This is a genomic window from Tropicimonas sp. IMCC34043, assembly GCF_003390845.1.
Classification (GTDB): domain Bacteria; phylum Pseudomonadota; class Alphaproteobacteria; order Rhodobacterales; family Rhodobacteraceae; genus Tropicimonas.
In genome coordinates this window covers 208,122-224,357 of sequence record NZ_QMEK01000002.1, presented here as the reverse complement: position 1 = coordinate 224,357, position 16,236 = coordinate 208,122, and the positions used below count along the sequence as shown (strand labels likewise).

Below are 16,236 nucleotides of genomic sequence, written 5' to 3'. Positions count from 1 at the left end.
GGCCTAGGTAATCATGCTGACGCCGGACGCAAGTCGGGGCGCGTATCGGGCCGCCCGTGCAATCGTCGCGACCGCCCGCCGAGGCGCCGGGTTGCGCGGGCGGATACGCGAAAATGCCTCGCGGAGGCCCGGTTTTCCGTCTATTCAGCGCCATGGATACCCCCTCGGATTTCGACATCTTCCTCGTCTGCCCCCCCGGGCTGGAGCCTCTGCTGGCTGCGGAGGCACGGGAAAACGGCTTTGCGCCCGCCGAGCCGCTGAAAGGCGGCGTCCTGATCCGCGGCTCCTGGGCCGAGGTCTGGCGCGCCAACCTGCAGCTGCGCTGTGCGACCCGCGTGCTGGCCCGGATTGCCAGCTTTCGCGCCATGCATCTGGCGCAGCTCGACAAGCGGGCGCGTCGCGTGCCCTGGGCTGAACTGCTGCGCAAGGACGTGCCTGTGCGGGTCGAGGTCGCCTGCCGCAAGTCGCGGATCTATCACGCGGGTGCCGCCGCGCAGCGGATCGAACGCGCGATCGCAGAGGAACTTGGCGCCCCGATCGTCAGCGAGGCGACCGAAGGCGCGGTGCAGGTCAAGGCGCGGATCGAGGATGACCTCTGCGAGATCAGCGTCGATACCTCGGGCGAGTCCCTGCACAAGCGCGGTCACAAGCCGGCTGTCGGCAAGGCGCCGCTGCGCGAGACGATGGCGGCGCTGTTCTTGCGCCAGTGCGGATTTGCCGGCCGGGAGCCTGTGGTCGACCCGATGTGCGGATCGGGCACCTTCGTGATCGAGGCGGCCGAGATCGCCGCGGGCTTCGCGCCCGGGCGGTCGCGCAGCTTTGCCTTCGAGGATCTGGCAGGCTTTGACGCAACCGGCTGGGCGGCCCTGCGCGGTGCCGCACAGAGGACGATCCCTGACCAGCGGTTCTATGGCTATGACCGGGATCAGGGCGCAATTTCAATGAGTTCCCAGAATGCGGTCAGCAGTGGCGTGGCCGGAGTCACGGAATTCGCTTGCCAGCCGATCAGCGATCTTGTCCCGCCGCCGGGACCTGCGGGCCTTGTGATGGTCAACCCCCCCTATGGCGCGCGGATCGGCAACCGGAACCTTCTGTTCGGCCTCTATGGCACCCTCGGATCGGTTCTGAAGCAGCGGTTCTCGGGCTGGCGGGTCGGGCTTGTGACCTCCGACGCGGGCCTTGCCCGCACCACCGAACTGCCCTTCCTTCCGAACGGTCCCACCATCGATCATGGCGGGCTGCGGATACGGCTTTACCGGACCGACACCCTGCCCTGATCCTCAGCCCAGATAGACATGCCCGGTCGGAAAGCGCACCCGCGACGCCCGCCGTGTCGCCAGCAGAAAGCCCAGTGTCAGCGGCCCGACGCGCCCCATGAACATCAGGAACATCACGATGATGCGCCCGATGGTATCGAGCTCCCCGGTCGCGCCGCGGGTCAGGCCCACAGTCCCGAAGGCCGAGGCGATCTCGAACGCAAGATCGAGGAAGTCGCCGTCGTGGGAGATCGAGACCAGAAACAATGCCGTGAGCATCGCAAGGATCGAGATCGTCATCAGGGCCATCACCTTCAGGACCTGATCGGATGCAATGGTGCGGCCAAAGGCGCGCAACTCTCGCCGCTCGAAGAACGCAACGGTGGCAAGCAGCGCCACCATCAGCGTCGTCACCTTGATCCCGCCCGCGGTCGAGGCGCTGCCGCCCCCGACCATCATCAGCCCGATCATGACAAGGGTGGTGCTGTCGTGAAGCTGGGACAGATCGAGCGTGTTGAACCCGGCGGTGCGCGTCGTGGCCGACTGGAACCAGCTGGCCAGCAGCTTTGCCCCCCAGCCGTCCAGCGTGCCAAGCGTCAGCGGGTTGCCCCATTCGAGGATCGCAAACATCGACATGCCATAGATCGTCAGGCCCGCCGACCCGACCAGCATCAGCTTTGAATGCAGCGTCAGCAGCCGCCAGCGGCGTTTCTGCACGATATCGCCGATCACGACAAAGCCGAGCCCGCCCAGCAGGAACAGCGCCGGAATGGTGAGGTTGACGATGGGATCGTCCACCCAGGCCGACAGACTGTCGGGGCGGAGCCCGAAACCCGCGTTGTTGAACGCCGAGATCGCGTGAAAGAATGCGAACCAAAGCCCCTTCTGCACGCCCATCTCGGGCACGAAGACAAAGGCCAGCGCCACCACGCCTGCGGCCTCGACCACCAGCGATATTCGCACCACCGAGCCGACCAGATCCATGATCCGGTGGGTCGAGCTCTGGTTCAGGTCCTCGCGCAGTACATGCAGCGAGGGGGTGTTGACCGACAGCCCGAGCGAGGACAGCAGCAGCACGGCAAAGGTCATCAGCCCGACGCCGCCGACCTGAATCAGGACCAGCAGCACGATCTGTCCGAACAGCGTGAATGTCGTGCCGGTGTCGACCAGCGACAGCCCGGTGACGGTGACCGCCGAGGTTGCGGTGAACAGCGCCTCCATGATCGTGATCGGAACCCTGGTGCTCAGCGGCAGCAACAGCGCCACCGCGCCACTCAGGATCAACCCGAGGTAGAACGACGCCAGAAGGACCGGCGGCGCAACCTTTGCAAGCCGAAGGGTCCGTTGACGCGCCATGTCAGATGCTCGCGGCGAAGTCGCGCAGCTCGCTGCGCCGACCAAGCAGCATCAGCTTGTCCTCGACCTTCAGGGTGGGGTCGTCGTTTTCGCCGCCAATGAACTCGGTGCCGCGCATCACCCCGAGGCTGCGCAGCCTGAAGCGCTCGCCAACCTTCAACTCGGACAGGCGCTTTCCTTCCATCTGCTGCGGCACCAGGAAGTTCACCACGTAAAACCCGTTGCCGATGCCCAGATAGTTCCGCATCAGCGGATTGTGCAGCACCTGGGCGATGCTCATCCCGACCTCCTCTTCGGGCAGGATGACACGTTCGGCGCCCAGCTTGGTCAGGATGCGGTGATGGGTGCGGTTGAGCGCCTTGGCCCAGATCATCGGCACACCCAGCATCTTGGTGTTGATCGTGGCCAGCACATTGGCCTCCAGATCCTCGCCGATGGCGATCAGCGCGACATCGCAATCCCCGACGCCTGCTTCGCGCAGCGCTGCCTCGTCGCGGGCATCGGCGATCACGGCATGCGAGATGATGTCGGCGACCGCCGAAACCGGGCGCTCGGCCCTGTCGATGCCGATGACATAATCGTCAAACCGGGCGAGTTCCTTGGCAACCGTCGCGCCGAAGGTGCCAAGGCCGATGATGGCAAAGCTGCGGGGAGGGATTGCCATAACGACACCTTTCGCGGGTCCACTCGGCCCCGACTATTGCCGAACCGGGCAAATTTGCAACCGGTCGGTGTCCGCTTTGGCGTATCAGGCCCCGATCCGCTCTACCGTCAGGTTGCCGTTGGTATAGACGCAGATCTCGGCGGCGATGGCCATCGCCTTGCGCGCGATCTCTTCGGCGGGCAGGTCGCCGTCGATCATGGCACGCGCCGCGGCCAGTGCATAGTTTCCGCCAGACCCGATCGCCGCGATGTCGTTCTCGGGCTCGAGCACGTCGCCCGCGCCGGTGATCACCAGCAGCTCCGTTCCGTCGGTCACGATCAGCATCGCCTCGAGCTTTTGCAGGTACTTGTCGGTGCGCCAGTCCTTCGCGAGTTCGACCGCGGCACGGGCAAGCTGGCCGGGCGTCGCCTCGAGCTTTTTCTCCAGCCGTTCGAGAAGGGTGAAGGCATCGGCGGTCGAGCCGGCAAAGCCCGCCACAACTTCGTGCCCGCCGGGATTAAGGCGGCGCACCTTGCGGGCGGTGCCCTTGATCACGGTCTGGCCAAGGCTGACCTGGCCGTCGCCTGCGACCACCACTTCGCCCCCCTTGCGCACCCCGATGATCGTCGTCCCGTGCCAGCCGGGAAAGTCGCTGTCGGCCATCTGTCTCTCCGTTTCGATCGCGTCCCTATATGTGCCCGCCGCGGGCAGGCTGCAACCGGCCAGCAAAAAGGGCGCCGCAGCGCCCCCTTGCCCGCCGGTCAGGACCCGCGGTTCAGATCGATTCCTCGATCCACGCCTTCAGTGCGGCCTTTGGCGCGGCACCGATCTTGTTCGACACCACCTGGCCGTCCTTGAACAGGAACAGCGCCGGGATGCCGCGAACACCCATCTGCGCCGGCGAATTCGGGTTCTCGTCGACGTTGACCTTGACGATCTTGACCTTGCCTTCCATCTCGACGGCGATCTCCTCGAGGGCGGGGCCGATCATCTTGCAGGGTCCGCACCATTCGGCCCAGAAATCCACCACCACCGGGATGTCGGAGTTCTTCACGTCGGCGTCGAATGTTGCGTCTGTCACGGGGACGGTTGCCATGTCGGATCTCCTTGGGATGGCGCGCATTGGAGGCGGAAGGTAAGGAGCCTACCCCCAAGCGTCAAGGCGCGGCCATCCCCATCACCGCCTCGTGCGTCAGCGCCGCAGGCAGCGCCATCAACCGCGCCTCGGCGGTCCACAGGATCGCGGTGTCGATCCGGCGGTCCGGGAACACCAGTTTCAGCGCGGCGGCATAGGCACCCATCTGGCGCAGCAGGCCGATGGGCACCGCCTCGGGCCGGTCGGGCACCAGGGCGTTGGTCTTGAAATCGACCGCCAGCACATGATCGGGCCGGATCAGCAGCCGGTCGATGGCGCCATGGATCCGGGCGCCGCCAAGTTCGGGCAGGGCGGCTGTCACCGGCACCTCGGCAAGGGTCTCCGGCGCGAACAGGAAGGCCAGCGCCTCGTCCTCCAGCACCCGCCGCGCCTCGGTCAGAAGCGGCGAGATTTCAGCCGGTTGGGCCTGTGTTGCCAGAAGCCCCGCCGCCGCATCGGGCCAGTCGGCGCGCGGATGCGCGGGCAGATGTTCGAGCAGCAGGTGGATCAGCGTGCCCCGCCGCAGCGCCTCGGCCTCGGACCAGTCCGCCCGCTCGCCCGGCAGCGCCTTGGCCCCACCAAGCCCCGAGGGCGACAGCGTTGCCGCGGGCCGATCGGGGGTTTCGGCCGGGGTCAGCGCCCAGCCGGGCAGGGCGGGCGGTTCGTCCGTGGCGGTGTCCTCTGGCGCCGGGCGACGGGCCGTGGCCCAATGCGGGGACTCGAGCCTGAGTCCGGGGCCCAGGGCGAATTCGTGCGCGGACGCACCAAGCCCCTGCATCCCTGCCTCGACCTGCTGATACCAGCTGTCGCCGTCCTTGCCGAGATCGCCCGCCGCGGCGACGATCAGCCATTGCTCGGCCCGGGTCATGGCGACGTAGAGCAGCCGCTGCGCTTCCTCCAGCCGCTTGTCGATGGTGGCGCGTTTCAGCCGGGTTGTGACTTCGGGCGCCTCCGCCGAGGGTACGTTCCACTGCGGCACGCCCGAGCCCGACGGCAGCAACGCGTCGCGAAACTCGTGCGGGCGCTTGCGGTGCGCGGTGTCGGGCAGGATCACGATGGGCGATTCCAGCCCCTTGGCGCCATGCACCGTCATCACCCGCAGCTTCGATCCGCGCGCTTCGGCGCGGCGCTTGACGTTGATCTCGGCGCCCTCCATCCGGGCCAGAAACCCGGTCAGGCTGGGCGGTTCGTCCTGTTCATAGGCCAGCGCCTGGGCGAGCAGCGCGTCGATCCCGTCCGATGCCTCCTCGCCCAGCCGGGCGACCAGCCGGCGGCGGCCATCGTGGCGCATCAACAGCCGTTCGATCAGATCGTAGGGCCGCAGGAAATCGGCCTGATCGCGCAGATCCGACAATATTTCAAAGACCTGCGGGAAATCGGCCTGCCGGCGCCGCATCGCCTCCCACAGGAACCGGCCCTTTGGCCGGCCGGCGGCAAGGTCGAAAAGCTGCGCCTCGGACAGCCCCAGAAGCGGCGAGCGCAGTGCGGCTGCCAGCGACAGGTCGTCCTCGGGCGTGGCCAGAAACGCCAGCAAGGCGCGCACATCGCGCACCGCCAGTTCCTCGCCCAGCTTCAGAACGTCGGCCCCGGCGACCGACAGACGCTCGGCCTTGCAGGCGCGGATGATCTCGTGAAACAGCGACACGGCGCTGCCCTCGCCGCGGCCCTGCACCAGGATCAGCACGTCGCCTTCGTGGATTGGCCGCGGCGTGAAGGCGCCGTTCCGTTCCGCCCACAGGAACCCGTGATCGACCATCTCGCGCACCTGCCGCGCCACGGCTTGGGCCAGTTGCACCACGTGGTGTTCTTCGCTGACCAGATCGACCGGATCCTCCCAATTCTCGGGCTCGGCGGCCGGCACACGGTCGACCAGCGGCCACAGATCGACCCGGCCGGGCAGGGCGCCCTTGAAGGCGACGTGGCCCACCGCGTCGCCCATGCCGCGCAGGTTGTCGGGCCCGAAGGTCGCATCGACCGTCTTCAGCACCTCGCCGGCCGAGCGGAAGGAATATTGCAGGTCGAGCTGTTGCAGCGTCAGGTCGAGATGGCCAAGCCGGCTGGCAAAGGCCTGACGCATCCGCACGAAGCCCTCGGGGTCGGCGCCCTGGAACGAATAGATCGACTGTTTCAGATCGCCCACGACAAAGATCGAGCGTTCGCCCGCCGTGGCGCGGCTGCCACCTGCGGTGAACTCGCGGGTCAGGTGTTCGATCACCTGCCATTGCAGCGGGCTTGTGTCCTGCGCCTCGTCCACCAGAACGTGGTCGATGCTGCCGTCGAGACGATAGAGCACCCAGTCGGCGACGCCGGGGTTCGACAGCAGTTTTTCGGCCTTCTGGATCTGGTCGTCGAAGTCGAGCCAGCCGCCCGCCTCCTTGGCTGTGGCATAGGCCGGCAGGAAGGCGGCGGCAAACCGATGCAGGGTCAGGGTCTTTTCCACCGCCGCCAGCGCCAGCAACCCCTGCCGGGTTTCGGCGACCGCGTCGGCCAGCGCGTCGAAATCGTCTTCCAGTGGCCCCAGCGCCTCGCGCGCCTTCTTGGTCAGGGCCGAAGGTTTCGGCCAGCCGATGTTTTCGCCCGACGCATAAAGCAGCTTTCGCGCCAGCGTGCCGAAGCCGGCCGCGTCCAGCCCGACAGTGGCGAGCAGCCGCAGCTCCTGCGCAAGCTCGACCATCGTCTTCGATTGTCCCGCCAGCGTATCGGCGATCATCCCCAGCGTGCCCGGGTCGCAGGCCGCGTCGAGACCGGCCATCGCGTCGGTGGCGGCAAACCCGGCGGGCAGGTCGTAAAGCGAAAGCACATCGTCGCGCGTGGGGCGGGCCGGAAACAGGTTGCGGTGCGACGAGATTTGCGCGGCCAGCCCGGTCAGATCCGGGTCGCTGACGAGGGCCGCCATGCCGCCATAGATCCCGGGCTCCGTCTCGGCCAGATGGTCCAAAACCTCGGTCCGCAACCGGGCGGCGGCAATCTCGTCAAGTTCGGTGAAGCCGGGGCTTACCCCGGCCTCGAGCGGGAAGCGGCGCAAAAGCCCGGCGCAGAACGAATGGATGGTCTGGATCTTCAGCCCGCCGGGGGTTTCGATGGCCCGGGCAAACAGCCGCCGCGCCTGTGCCAGCGTCTCGGCCGCAAGCCCGGTTCCGGCGCCAAGCTTTTGCAGCTCGGCCCGCAGCACGTCGTCGTCGAGCATCGCCCATTCGCCCAGACGCCCGAACAGCCGGTTCTGCATCTCGGCGGCGGCCGCCTTGGTATAGGTCAGGCACAGCACGTTCTGCGGCGGCACGCCGCCCAGAAGCAGCCGCGCCACCCTATCGGTCAGCACCCGCGTCTTGCCCGACCCGGCATTGGCCGTCAGCCAGGTCGAGGCGGCGGGATCGGCGGCCTGCACCTGACGGCGCGTCGCCTCGTCGAACAGGGGGGCTGTCATGCCGTCTCCTCCGGGCCTATCGGCAGCGGAACTGCCCGGTCGGTCAGATCCCATTCGCCGAACCGCGCCAGGTGGTCGAAATCGCCGGCATAGCTCGTCAGTTGCGCGGCCCGGATCGCGGCATAGCCCTGGGTCCGGCTGCCATAATTGCCGATCAGCCGGTGCAGACCCTGCCACGAGACGTCGGCCAGCCGGGCGCCATCGTGGTCCGCCTGCACCTCGCGGTCCTCGCTGGTGCCAAGCGAGACATAGCCCATGCGCGCAACGCTCGACGGCTCGATCCCGGAAAACCCGCCACGTTCCAGCATCGCGGCCTCGAGCGGCAGTTGTTTTTCGAAATACAGCACTTCCTTGTCCGAGGGCGGACGGCCGGATTTGTAGTCATAGACCGCAAGTGTGCCGTCGTTCAGCCGATCCACCCGGTCGGGGCGGGCGGTCAGGCGAAAGTCGAGCCCCGACAGGTCGATCCCGCCCGAGCGTTCGGTCAGCGTGGGCGCGCCCTCGGCCAGACGCGCGGTCTCGCCCTCGATCAGCCGGCCCGCGATGGCCATCAGCCGCGCCTGCCACAGGGCGCGGATCGAGGGCAGGGGCGTCGCCTCGGCAAAGTGGTGCTGTGCGATGGTGTCGAGCGCAGCGCGGGCGAGCGCCGGATCGTCCTGCCAATCGTCACGGACGGCCAGAAAATCCTCCATGATCCGGTGCAGGGCAGTACCGCGGACCCTTGCATCGGGCTGCGGCGACAGCGGGTCCAGCGGCGCAAGGCCCAGAACGTGACGGGCATAGATCGCATAGGGATCGCGGATCAGCCGCGTGATTTCGGTGACCGACAGCCGCCGCGGCCGGGACGCGACGGGCGGGCAGGGTGCGGGGCGCGGCGCGGGCGGCACCATTGCTGCCGGCCGGTCGAGGCTGCGCGCCTGCGCTAGCCACGCGTCGCCCCGCGCGGTCATGGCGGCCAGCGCCGCCTTGCCCTCGGGCCCCAGCCCGCCCAGCAGATAGCTCAGCCGGTTCAGCCAGCGCGACGGCACGGTCTCGGCCTCGTCATCGCGGGCGGATCGGGTCAGCATGACCTCGCGCGCGGCGACCGAGATCTGGAAATCGTGGGCGGCAAGGCCGATCCGCCGGTCCGGCAGCAGCAGCCCCGCCTCGGCCCGCATGGCGCGGTTCAGCCAGGTATCCGCACCCGGCAGGTCGGGCCAGATCCCGTCGTTCAGCCCGGCGAGGATGGTCAGGTCGGCGGCCTGCACCCGCGCCTCGAGCGTGCCCCAGATCATGATGCCGGGATGCGGCCGGACCGGGTCCTGCGCGGTCTGGCTGCCGAGGTGCCCGGCCAGCAGGATGGCATAGTCGCGCGCGGCCAGCATGCCGCCGCGGCCGCCCGCCTCGGCCAGTGCGCGCATCGCCGCGGCCGCGGCCTCGCCCGGAGCCTTCAGCCACAGCTCGCCGCTGCCGGTCGTGGCGGGGCCTGCGGCCAGCGCCTCGGCCAGTGCCAGATGCCGCGCCACATGCAGGCCAAGCCCCTGCGCGCCGCCGCGGGTGATGGCGTCGAGCAGGCCGCCAAGCCACGCGGCCCAGTCGACGCGACCGTCGGCATGCTCGCCAATGGCAGCCCAGGCGCGCAGCTCGTCTGCTCCGGGCATCGGGTGCGCCCGCCGGCGCAGGTAGAGTTCCAACTCGCGGGTCCAGCGCAGGTGATTGCCGCGCAGCCCGCGCGAGGATGCGGTGAGCGGGTGTTTCAGCAGGCTCAGCAGCGCCGGCAATTCGGGCGCGCGTTCGAACAGCGCCGCGGTCAGCCGCAGGAAACGCCCCGGCGCCGTCTGTTGCAGCGGAACCCCGGCGCTGTCGTCCGGCTCGATCCCCCAGCGTTGCAGCGCGGCCGCGACCCGGCGGGTCAGCATCCGGTCGGGGGTGATCAGCGCGGCGGTCTGGCCATCCTCGGCCGCCTTGCGCAGCCGCAGCGCGATGGCCGCCGCCTCGTCGCGCCGGCTTGGCGCCAGCAGCAGGGTCATCCCGGAGCAGGTTTCCGCAATCCCGGTCAGGTGCCGGCCCTCGGCGCGCCACTGGTCGGTCACCGGCGCCGGTCGCAGTGCGAGCGAGATCAACCGGTTGCGGCCCGGATCGGGGGCGGGCGTGTCGTGCCAGGGCGTGATCTGCTCCGGCTCCAGCCCGAGATCGCGCATCAGCGCCCGGAACCGGTACTGCGGGTGATCCTCGCCCGTCAGCGCCTGATCGAGGGCCGACCAGACGGCGGGCGGCTGATCGAAATCGAAGCCGGGCAGAACCACATGGCCGTGTGGCAGGCGTGCCACCGCCTCCATCAACAGCCGCGTCGCCCCGCGCGATCCGGTCGATCCCGCGATCACCACCGAGTCCTGCGGCGGCGCCTCCTGCCAGCGGGCGATCAACGCCTGCACCACCTGCCGCCGCCGCGCCTCGGCCCCCGGCAGATGGCCGGGATCGGCGGCGAGATGGGTGAAGGCCGCCTCGACAATCGCGCGCCCGCGTTTCCAGTGATCGGCCAGATCGCCGACGTCGAGGTCTGCCAGCGCCTCGGGCCCGACGCCTTCGCCATGCATCTCGTCGATCAGCGCCACAAGGCTTGCCGCAAGATCGAAGGCAGCGGACCGCGGGGCGAGGTCGGGATTGCGTTCGATCAGCCGCAGCACCAGTTCGGCTAGATCGAGCTGCAGGTGCAATGCGGGCAGGGCCGGCGGGATTTCGGGAAACTGCGGATCAAAGGCCAGATCGGCGATGGTGCGCAGCCGCGGCAGGAGCCGTGGCGGGCCCGCGTCGAACACCTCGCGCAGCCGGCGCAGCATCCGCCCCGAACTGACGAAGATCGTGGTCCGGGCCCAGACCTGCGGATCGGCGGGCAGCCGCGAGTCCAGCCCTGCAATCAGGGCGCGGGCGAAATCGACGCCGGGCGGCAGGGCGTGAAGGCGCGGCGTCTCAGGCATTGCCTGCCTCGGCCAGCATCGCCTCGGCCACAGCGATCCCTTCGGGGCGGCCGACATCGCACCATCCGCCGCGGTGCAGACAGCCAAACAGCCGGCCGCGGGCCAGCATCCTGTCCCACAGCAGGTTCAGCGAAAACGCCGGTTCCGCGACCTCGGACAGCAGCGCGGTGTTGAGGATCTGCGCGCCGGCATAGATCTCGCCCGCGCCGCGGGACAGCTGGCCCCCGGAACCGCGCCGGAAATCGCCCTTGCCGGAATGGCCACGCGCATCCTGCGGGTCGACCAGCAGCAGCAGCGCGTCCATCCGCGCGGGGTCCCAGGCGGCGCGCAGTTCGTCGAACGGGTTGTCGCCGGTCCAGACCGCATCGGTGTTCAGCGTGAAGACCGGGCTGCCGTCCAGCAGCGGCAGCGCGTGCTTCAGCCCGCCGCCGGTCTCGAGGATCTGCGGGCTCTCGTGCGAAATCGCGATATCGGGCTGGCCGGCGAGGAACGCGGCGATCTGGCTGCCGAGGTAATGGGTGTTGACGACCTTGCGCGCGATCCCGGCCGCCTCGGCAAGGTTCAGGGCATGGGTCAACAGCGGCCGGCCCGCGACCGCGATCAGCGGTTTCGGCCGGGTCCGGGTCAGCGCGCCCATCCGCGTGCCAAAACCGGCGGCGAACAGCATTACCGTGTCGGGCAGGTCGCGCATCGGTCCTTGATCCTTTGCAGTCGGTCTGGGGTGGGGACCGGTACGGTTTCGGCGACGCAGCTTGCAAGGGCGGCAAGTCCGGGATGCGCAAGGTTTGCCTGCAGATGGCCCCAGACCCGGGGGATCAGGTCCACATACTGGGCCTTGCCGTCGCGCAGCGACAGTCGCGCGAAGATGCCGAGGATGCGCAGGTTGCGCTGTGCACCGAGCGTGGCGCAGGCGCGCGCGAATTGTTCGGCATCGGCGCCGCTTTCGCGCAGGTATCGATCTGTCGCGGCGGCGGCGGCCGTCGGCGCAACGTCGCGGCGGGCATCCTGCAGCAGCGAGACGAGGTCATAGGCCGGATGGCCAGCGAAGGCGTCCTGAAAATCCAGCAACCCGACGCGCGCAGCGCCCTTGCGACTTGGCAGCCAGATCAGGTTTTCGGCGTGATAGTCGCGCAGGCAGATCACCGGGTCGGCGGGGGCCAGCGCCTGCAGGGCGTCCCGCAGCAGGGGTTCGATGCCATCCGCCGTCGCCGCATTCGCACCGATCGCGGGCAGATACCAGGCGGTCAGCGGCTCGATTGCCGCCGCAAGCTCCGTGGTGTCGAATTGGGGCAGCTCCGGGGGGGCTGGATGGCGGTGCAGTGCCAGCAAGACATCGACCGCGGCGCGATAAAGCGGGATTTCCTGCCCGGGATCGACCGCAAGGATCCGCGCGAACAGGGCGTCTCCTAGATCCTCGATCAGCAAAAGGCCCAAGCTGTCGTCGGCCGCAAGGATCTGCGGCGGCGACAGTGCGAGGCGCGAAAGATGGTCGGCGATCCGGCGAAAGGGGCGCACATCCTGGCCCTGGTCGGGTGGGGCATCCATCAGTACCGCGGTCTCGCCGCCGCGGGTCAGCCGTTCATAGCGGCGAGCCGAGGCATCGCCGGCCAGCGGCGTCCGCGCCGCAGAACCCCAGCCAGCGCCGGACAGGAAGTTTGCAATTGCCTCCGTACGGGTCATCGCGCCACCGGTTCGAGGCCCTGCAGCGCCGCAAGCCGCCCGGCCCAGCCGGCCGAACCGCTCAGCCGCGCCAGCCGTCCGTCCCCGGCTGTCGGCGACAGCGCGATAGTAAGCGCGTCGGAGGGCGCGTCTGTCCCCAGCCGGTCGGGCCATTCGATCAGGCAGATCGCGCTGTCGAAGGCGGCGTCGAGCCCGAGTTCGAACAGCTCGTCGGGCGCGCTCAGGCGATAGAGATCGGCGTGCCAGATCTCGACCCCGGCGGCCTCGTAGGTCTGCACAAGGGTGTAGGTTGGCGAAGGAATGTCCTCCTCGGCGGCGCCGGCGCGGTCGAGCAGGGCGCGGATGATCGCCCGGGCGAGGTGGCTTTTGCCAGCACCGATCGGACCCGAAAGCAGCAGGCAGTCCCCGGGTTCAAGCCGCTCCGCGAGCGACCGCCCAAACGCATCGGTCGCGCCCGGATCGGGCAGCGCAAGGTCAAAGGAAACGGGGGCGGTCGAGGTCGCGGTCATGGGCGCAGACTAGCGCGCTGGCCCCGGCCCGCAACCGCCCCCGTGCTGTGGCGGGGCCTGTGGGCGCAAGTGTCTCGGCAATGGCCCGCGCAGGTCCCGGTTCGCGTCGAAGGTCAGGAGGTGTCCACGGTCAGGGCCTGTCGGCGACCGCACGGCGCGGCGTTCAGGACGCTGCCGCGGCCAGCGACGAATTTCCGGGCAGGGCGAGCGTCCGCTCGGGCAGCTCCATCGCGTCCATCTCGTCCATGGCGGACGAAAGCCGGGTGAAGCCTGCCAGCGTGGCGTGGCCGGCCAGAGGGGTGAAGCGGCAGCTCAGCATGGTGCCGTCGAGCATGGAGACCTCGGCGGTCCATTCCGCGCGCTCGCCCGAGTCGCCCACGAAATCGCGCAGATCGCCCCAGATGGGTGAAGGATCGCAGCGCTCCCGCCAGATCCGCGTCGCCTCGATGACGTTGACATCGTTGACGGTGCGCAGCGACTCGTGCTGCCAGAGCTGTTCATAGGCGCGGTTTGCAAGGATCAGAGAGCCCGAGGACGAGAACACGGCAATCGCCTCGTCAAGGCTGTCGACCACCGCCTGCCCGAGTTCCAGTTCGGCCCGGAACCGGCGGGTCAACGAGATTTCGGCGCTTATGTCCTCGAACAGGAAGGCAATGGCGCCGTCGGGATGCGGCCGTCCGGTGATCCGGTAGGTCTGGCCACCGGGCAGCGACCAGACCTCCTGATGGGTGCCCGATGCGGCGGCGCTTTCAAGCTCGAGGATCCGTTTGCGCCAGCCCTTGTAGTCCTTGGGTTCGGGCATGCGCCGCTTCTCGCGCAGCCGGTCCAGAAATTCGAACAGCGTCGGCCGACCGCTGAGAAACAGCGGCTCCAGTGCCGACAGATCGGTGAGCGCGGGGTTGAACAGCGCCAGCCGGCGGTCGCGGTCGAATACGGCAAGGCCGGTGGGCAGATGCGCGAAGGTCTTGGTCAGGGTCTGGATGAATTCGCGCAGGGTGTTCTCGGCCTTGACCAGCTGATCGGCCGGAAGGGCGAAGACAAGCGTGGTCTCGCCCCGCGTCTCGGCGTAGCAGTCGAACCATCGCGGCACCTCTGTTTCCGGCAGGCGGATCGACAATCGTCGCGGCGGTTCGGCGGGGTCGGGTCCGACGGGCCGGTGCTCGAAGATCCGCGGCAGCGGCCATCCAAGCGGCCCGTCCTGCTCGCGCACCCGGTTCACCAGATCGACATAGGCGCCGTTCGCCCAGCGGACAGCACCATCGGGGCTTTCCTTCCAGACCAGCATCGGGGCGTCGTCGACCACTCCACGCAGGGTCGCCAGCTCGTCGGTCTGGGCGCTGTGGCTGAACCGGTCGTGCGGGATCCGGTCCAGGACACTTGCCCCGTCACGCAGCACCAGGCGCACCAGTCCGCCGCGCCATTCCGCCTCGATCTGGTCGCCACCGGAGGAATCGGTCAGCGTGAACTGTTGTCGCGCGGGAAGCTCCGCCATGGCCTGGGGAAGGTCCGGAAAGCGCGCCTGCAGAATCGACAGCACCCTGGCCCAATCCTCGAGAAATCCCGGCCCGCTTTCGAGAAGGCTGCGGGCGTCTGGCGTTGCATCGACAAGGCGCCGATCGCGGAACAGGAAGACGATATTGTCGCCGTGTTTGTCGAACGGTGTCCAGGTGATCCGTCGCGCCGGCTGCAGGGCGCCCATGACGCCCAGAGCGATCATCGCTGTCGACAGCGATGTTACAGTCATCAACGATATGAGTGTTACCAGCGAATCCAGCATCACCGAGGCAACCACCCCCCTCTTCCTGCGCCGAAACTGGCGCGGAATGGTTAAGCGGAGGTTAAGGCATGCAAAGCCTACCCTACGGGAATCTTAAGGTTTTCACCAAGGCCTTCGCCCGTGTCGGCCCCCTCGGCGACGATCTCTGCACGCGGCCACCGGACCTCGATCACCGCGCCCGAGCGGTCGGGGCGTTCGGCCTCGGTCAGGAACGGATCTGTTCCATTTGAGAAGAAAAGTTGGGCTCCCGAGCGTTCCAGAAGGGTTTTTGCAATGAACAGGCCAAGCCCCATTCCCTCGTATTCGGGCCGCGGGTTGCGTTCGGAAACGGACTTTCGGATCCGGATGAAGGGGTCGCCGATCCGGCCCAGGGCCTGCGGCGGAAAGCCGCGGCCGTCATCGGCGATTCGAATCAGGATGTCCCGGTCGGTCCAGCGCGCGTCGATCCAGACGTTGGCGTCCGAGAAATCGACGGCATTCTGAACCAGGTTGCGCAGCCCGTGGATGATCTCGGGCCGGCGATAGATCGAGGGTTGCCGGATGTTGCCGCCGAGGTCCGGCGCCACGTCGAAATGGATCCGCTTGCCGCGGTCGCCATGGGGATCGGCGGCCTCGCGGATCACGGTATCGAGCGGCGCCTGGCGCATGTGCAGATCGTCCTTCCCGGCCCGGCCCATGGAGCGCAGGATGTCGCGGCAGCGGTCGGCCTGTTCGCGGATCAGCAGCGCATCCTCGCGCAGTACCGGGTCGCCGTCGAGTTCCTCGGCAAGCTCGGCGCTGACCAGCTTGATCGTCGCAAGCGGCGTCCCCAGCTCGTGCGCGGCCGCGGCAACGACACCGCCAAGGTCGGTCAGCTTCTGTTCGCGGGCCAGTGCCATCTGGGTGGCGGTCAGCGCATCGGACATCGCGTGGATCTCGTGGGCGACGCGCTGCGCATAGAGCGCGAGGAACGCGACACCGAGCGTGATCGCCGACCAGAAGCCCGAGCGGAACATGTCGCTGCTGCGCAGTTCGATCCCGGTTTCGGTCTGCAGCGGGTGATAAAAGCCCATCAGCAGCGAAATGTAGACGATCGCAAGCCCGCCAAGCAGCAGGGTCGAGCGAAGACCGAGCGCGGTGGCCGAAATCGTGACCGGTGCAAGCACCAGCAGCGCGAAGGGGTTGTTGAGCCCGCCGGCGAGGTAGAGCAGGAACGCCAGTTGCGACAGATCGAAGGTCAGCGTCAGCAGGGTCTCGTTCTCGGACAGGCGCTTGTTCTGCGGATAGGCGAAGACGGCGACCAGATTGGCCAGAACGGCGACGCCGACCGCCGCAATACAGAGCCCGAGATCGATCTGCAGGCGATAGTGGCCAACAGCGATGAGCAGCACCAGCATCTGTCCGACGACGGCAACCCAGCGCAGCACCACGAGCGTCCGAAGCCTGACCCAATGGCTTCTCGACATCCGGTCGAAAACCGGAAAGGTTGCCTTCGTCATGGGATCTCCTGTGCGGCATGC

At 68.2% G+C, this 16,236-nt stretch carries 12 protein-coding genes; 1 reads left to right on the top strand and 11 read right to left on the bottom strand.

Annotated features, from left to right (window positions below):
- The first annotated feature begins 152 nt into the window (after positions 1-152).
- The gene (locus DQG17_RS10810) at positions 153-1,277 is read left to right on the top strand and encodes a class I SAM-dependent RNA methyltransferase (protein WP_116132851.1); all 1,125 of its coding nucleotides are present in this window, start codon (positions 153-155) and stop codon (positions 1,275-1,277) included.
- A gap of 3 nt (positions 1,278-1,280) precedes the next feature.
- On the opposite strand, the gene DQG17_RS10805 is transcribed toward DQG17_RS10810, so the two are convergent.
- The 11 genes from DQG17_RS10805 to regB all read right to left on the bottom strand — a co-directional run bounded on the left by DQG17_RS10805 (position 1,281) and on the right by regB (position 16,215).
- Positions 1,281-2,612 carry a TrkH family potassium uptake protein gene (locus tag DQG17_RS10805; protein ID WP_116132850.1) on the bottom strand — a complete coding sequence of 444 codons (1,332 nt, stop codon included), beginning with the start codon at positions 2,610-2,612 and terminating at the stop codon, positions 1,281-1,283.
- 1 nt (position 2,613) lies between these two features.
- Complete coding sequence (locus DQG17_RS10800) at positions 2,614-3,276, bottom strand: TrkA family potassium uptake protein (protein WP_116132849.1); 663 nt, start codon at positions 3,274-3,276, stop codon at positions 2,614-2,616.
- 84 nt (positions 3,277-3,360) lie between these two features.
- Positions 3,361-3,918 (bottom strand): ATP-dependent protease subunit HslV, encoded by a 558-nt coding sequence (gene hslV, locus DQG17_RS10795; RefSeq protein ID WP_116132848.1) that lies wholly within the window; start codon positions 3,916-3,918, stop codon positions 3,361-3,363.
- Between the two features lie 112 nt (positions 3,919-4,030).
- Entirely contained in the window at positions 4,031-4,351 is a 321-nt protein-coding gene (trxA, locus tag DQG17_RS10790; RefSeq protein ID WP_116132847.1) for a thioredoxin, read from the bottom strand.
- A 61-nt stretch (positions 4,352-4,412) separates the two neighbouring features.
- Complete coding sequence (gene addA / locus DQG17_RS10785; RefSeq protein WP_116132846.1) at positions 4,413-7,814, bottom strand: double-strand break repair helicase AddA; 3,402 nt, start codon at positions 7,812-7,814, stop codon at positions 4,413-4,415.
- Entirely contained in the window at positions 7,811-10,771 is a 2,961-nt protein-coding gene (gene addB / locus DQG17_RS10780) for a double-strand break repair protein AddB (RefSeq protein ID WP_116132845.1), read from the bottom strand. The genes addA and addB overlap by 4 nt, the downstream gene beginning before the upstream one ends.
- Complete coding sequence (locus tag DQG17_RS10775; protein WP_116132844.1) at positions 10,764-11,462, bottom strand: nucleotidyltransferase family protein; 699 nt, start codon at positions 11,460-11,462, stop codon at positions 10,764-10,766. Before DQG17_RS10775 ends, addB begins: the two co-directional genes overlap by 8 nt.
- Positions 11,438-12,451: an aminoglycoside phosphotransferase family protein gene (locus tag DQG17_RS10770; RefSeq protein ID WP_116132843.1), complete on the bottom strand. Its 1,014-nt coding sequence runs from the start codon at positions 12,449-12,451 to the stop codon at positions 11,438-11,440. Before DQG17_RS10770 ends, DQG17_RS10775 begins: the two co-directional genes overlap by 25 nt.
- Positions 12,448-12,960, bottom strand: a complete 513-nt coding sequence (gene tsaE, locus DQG17_RS10765; protein WP_116132842.1) for a tRNA (adenosine(37)-N6)-threonylcarbamoyltransferase complex ATPase subunit type 1 TsaE — start codon at positions 12,958-12,960, stop codon at positions 12,448-12,450. The genes DQG17_RS10770 and tsaE overlap by 4 nt, the downstream gene beginning before the upstream one ends.
- Before the next feature lie 163 nt (positions 12,961-13,123).
- Positions 13,124-14,752 (bottom strand): PAS-domain containing protein, encoded by a 1,629-nt coding sequence (locus DQG17_RS10760; RefSeq protein ID WP_116132841.1) that lies wholly within the window; start codon positions 14,750-14,752, stop codon positions 13,124-13,126.
- A gap of 62 nt (positions 14,753-14,814) precedes the next feature.
- Positions 14,815-16,215: a sensor histidine kinase RegB gene (gene regB / locus DQG17_RS10755; protein WP_116132840.1), complete on the bottom strand. Its 1,401-nt coding sequence runs from the start codon at positions 16,213-16,215 to the stop codon at positions 14,815-14,817.
- Between the last annotated feature and the right edge of the window lie 21 nt (positions 16,216-16,236).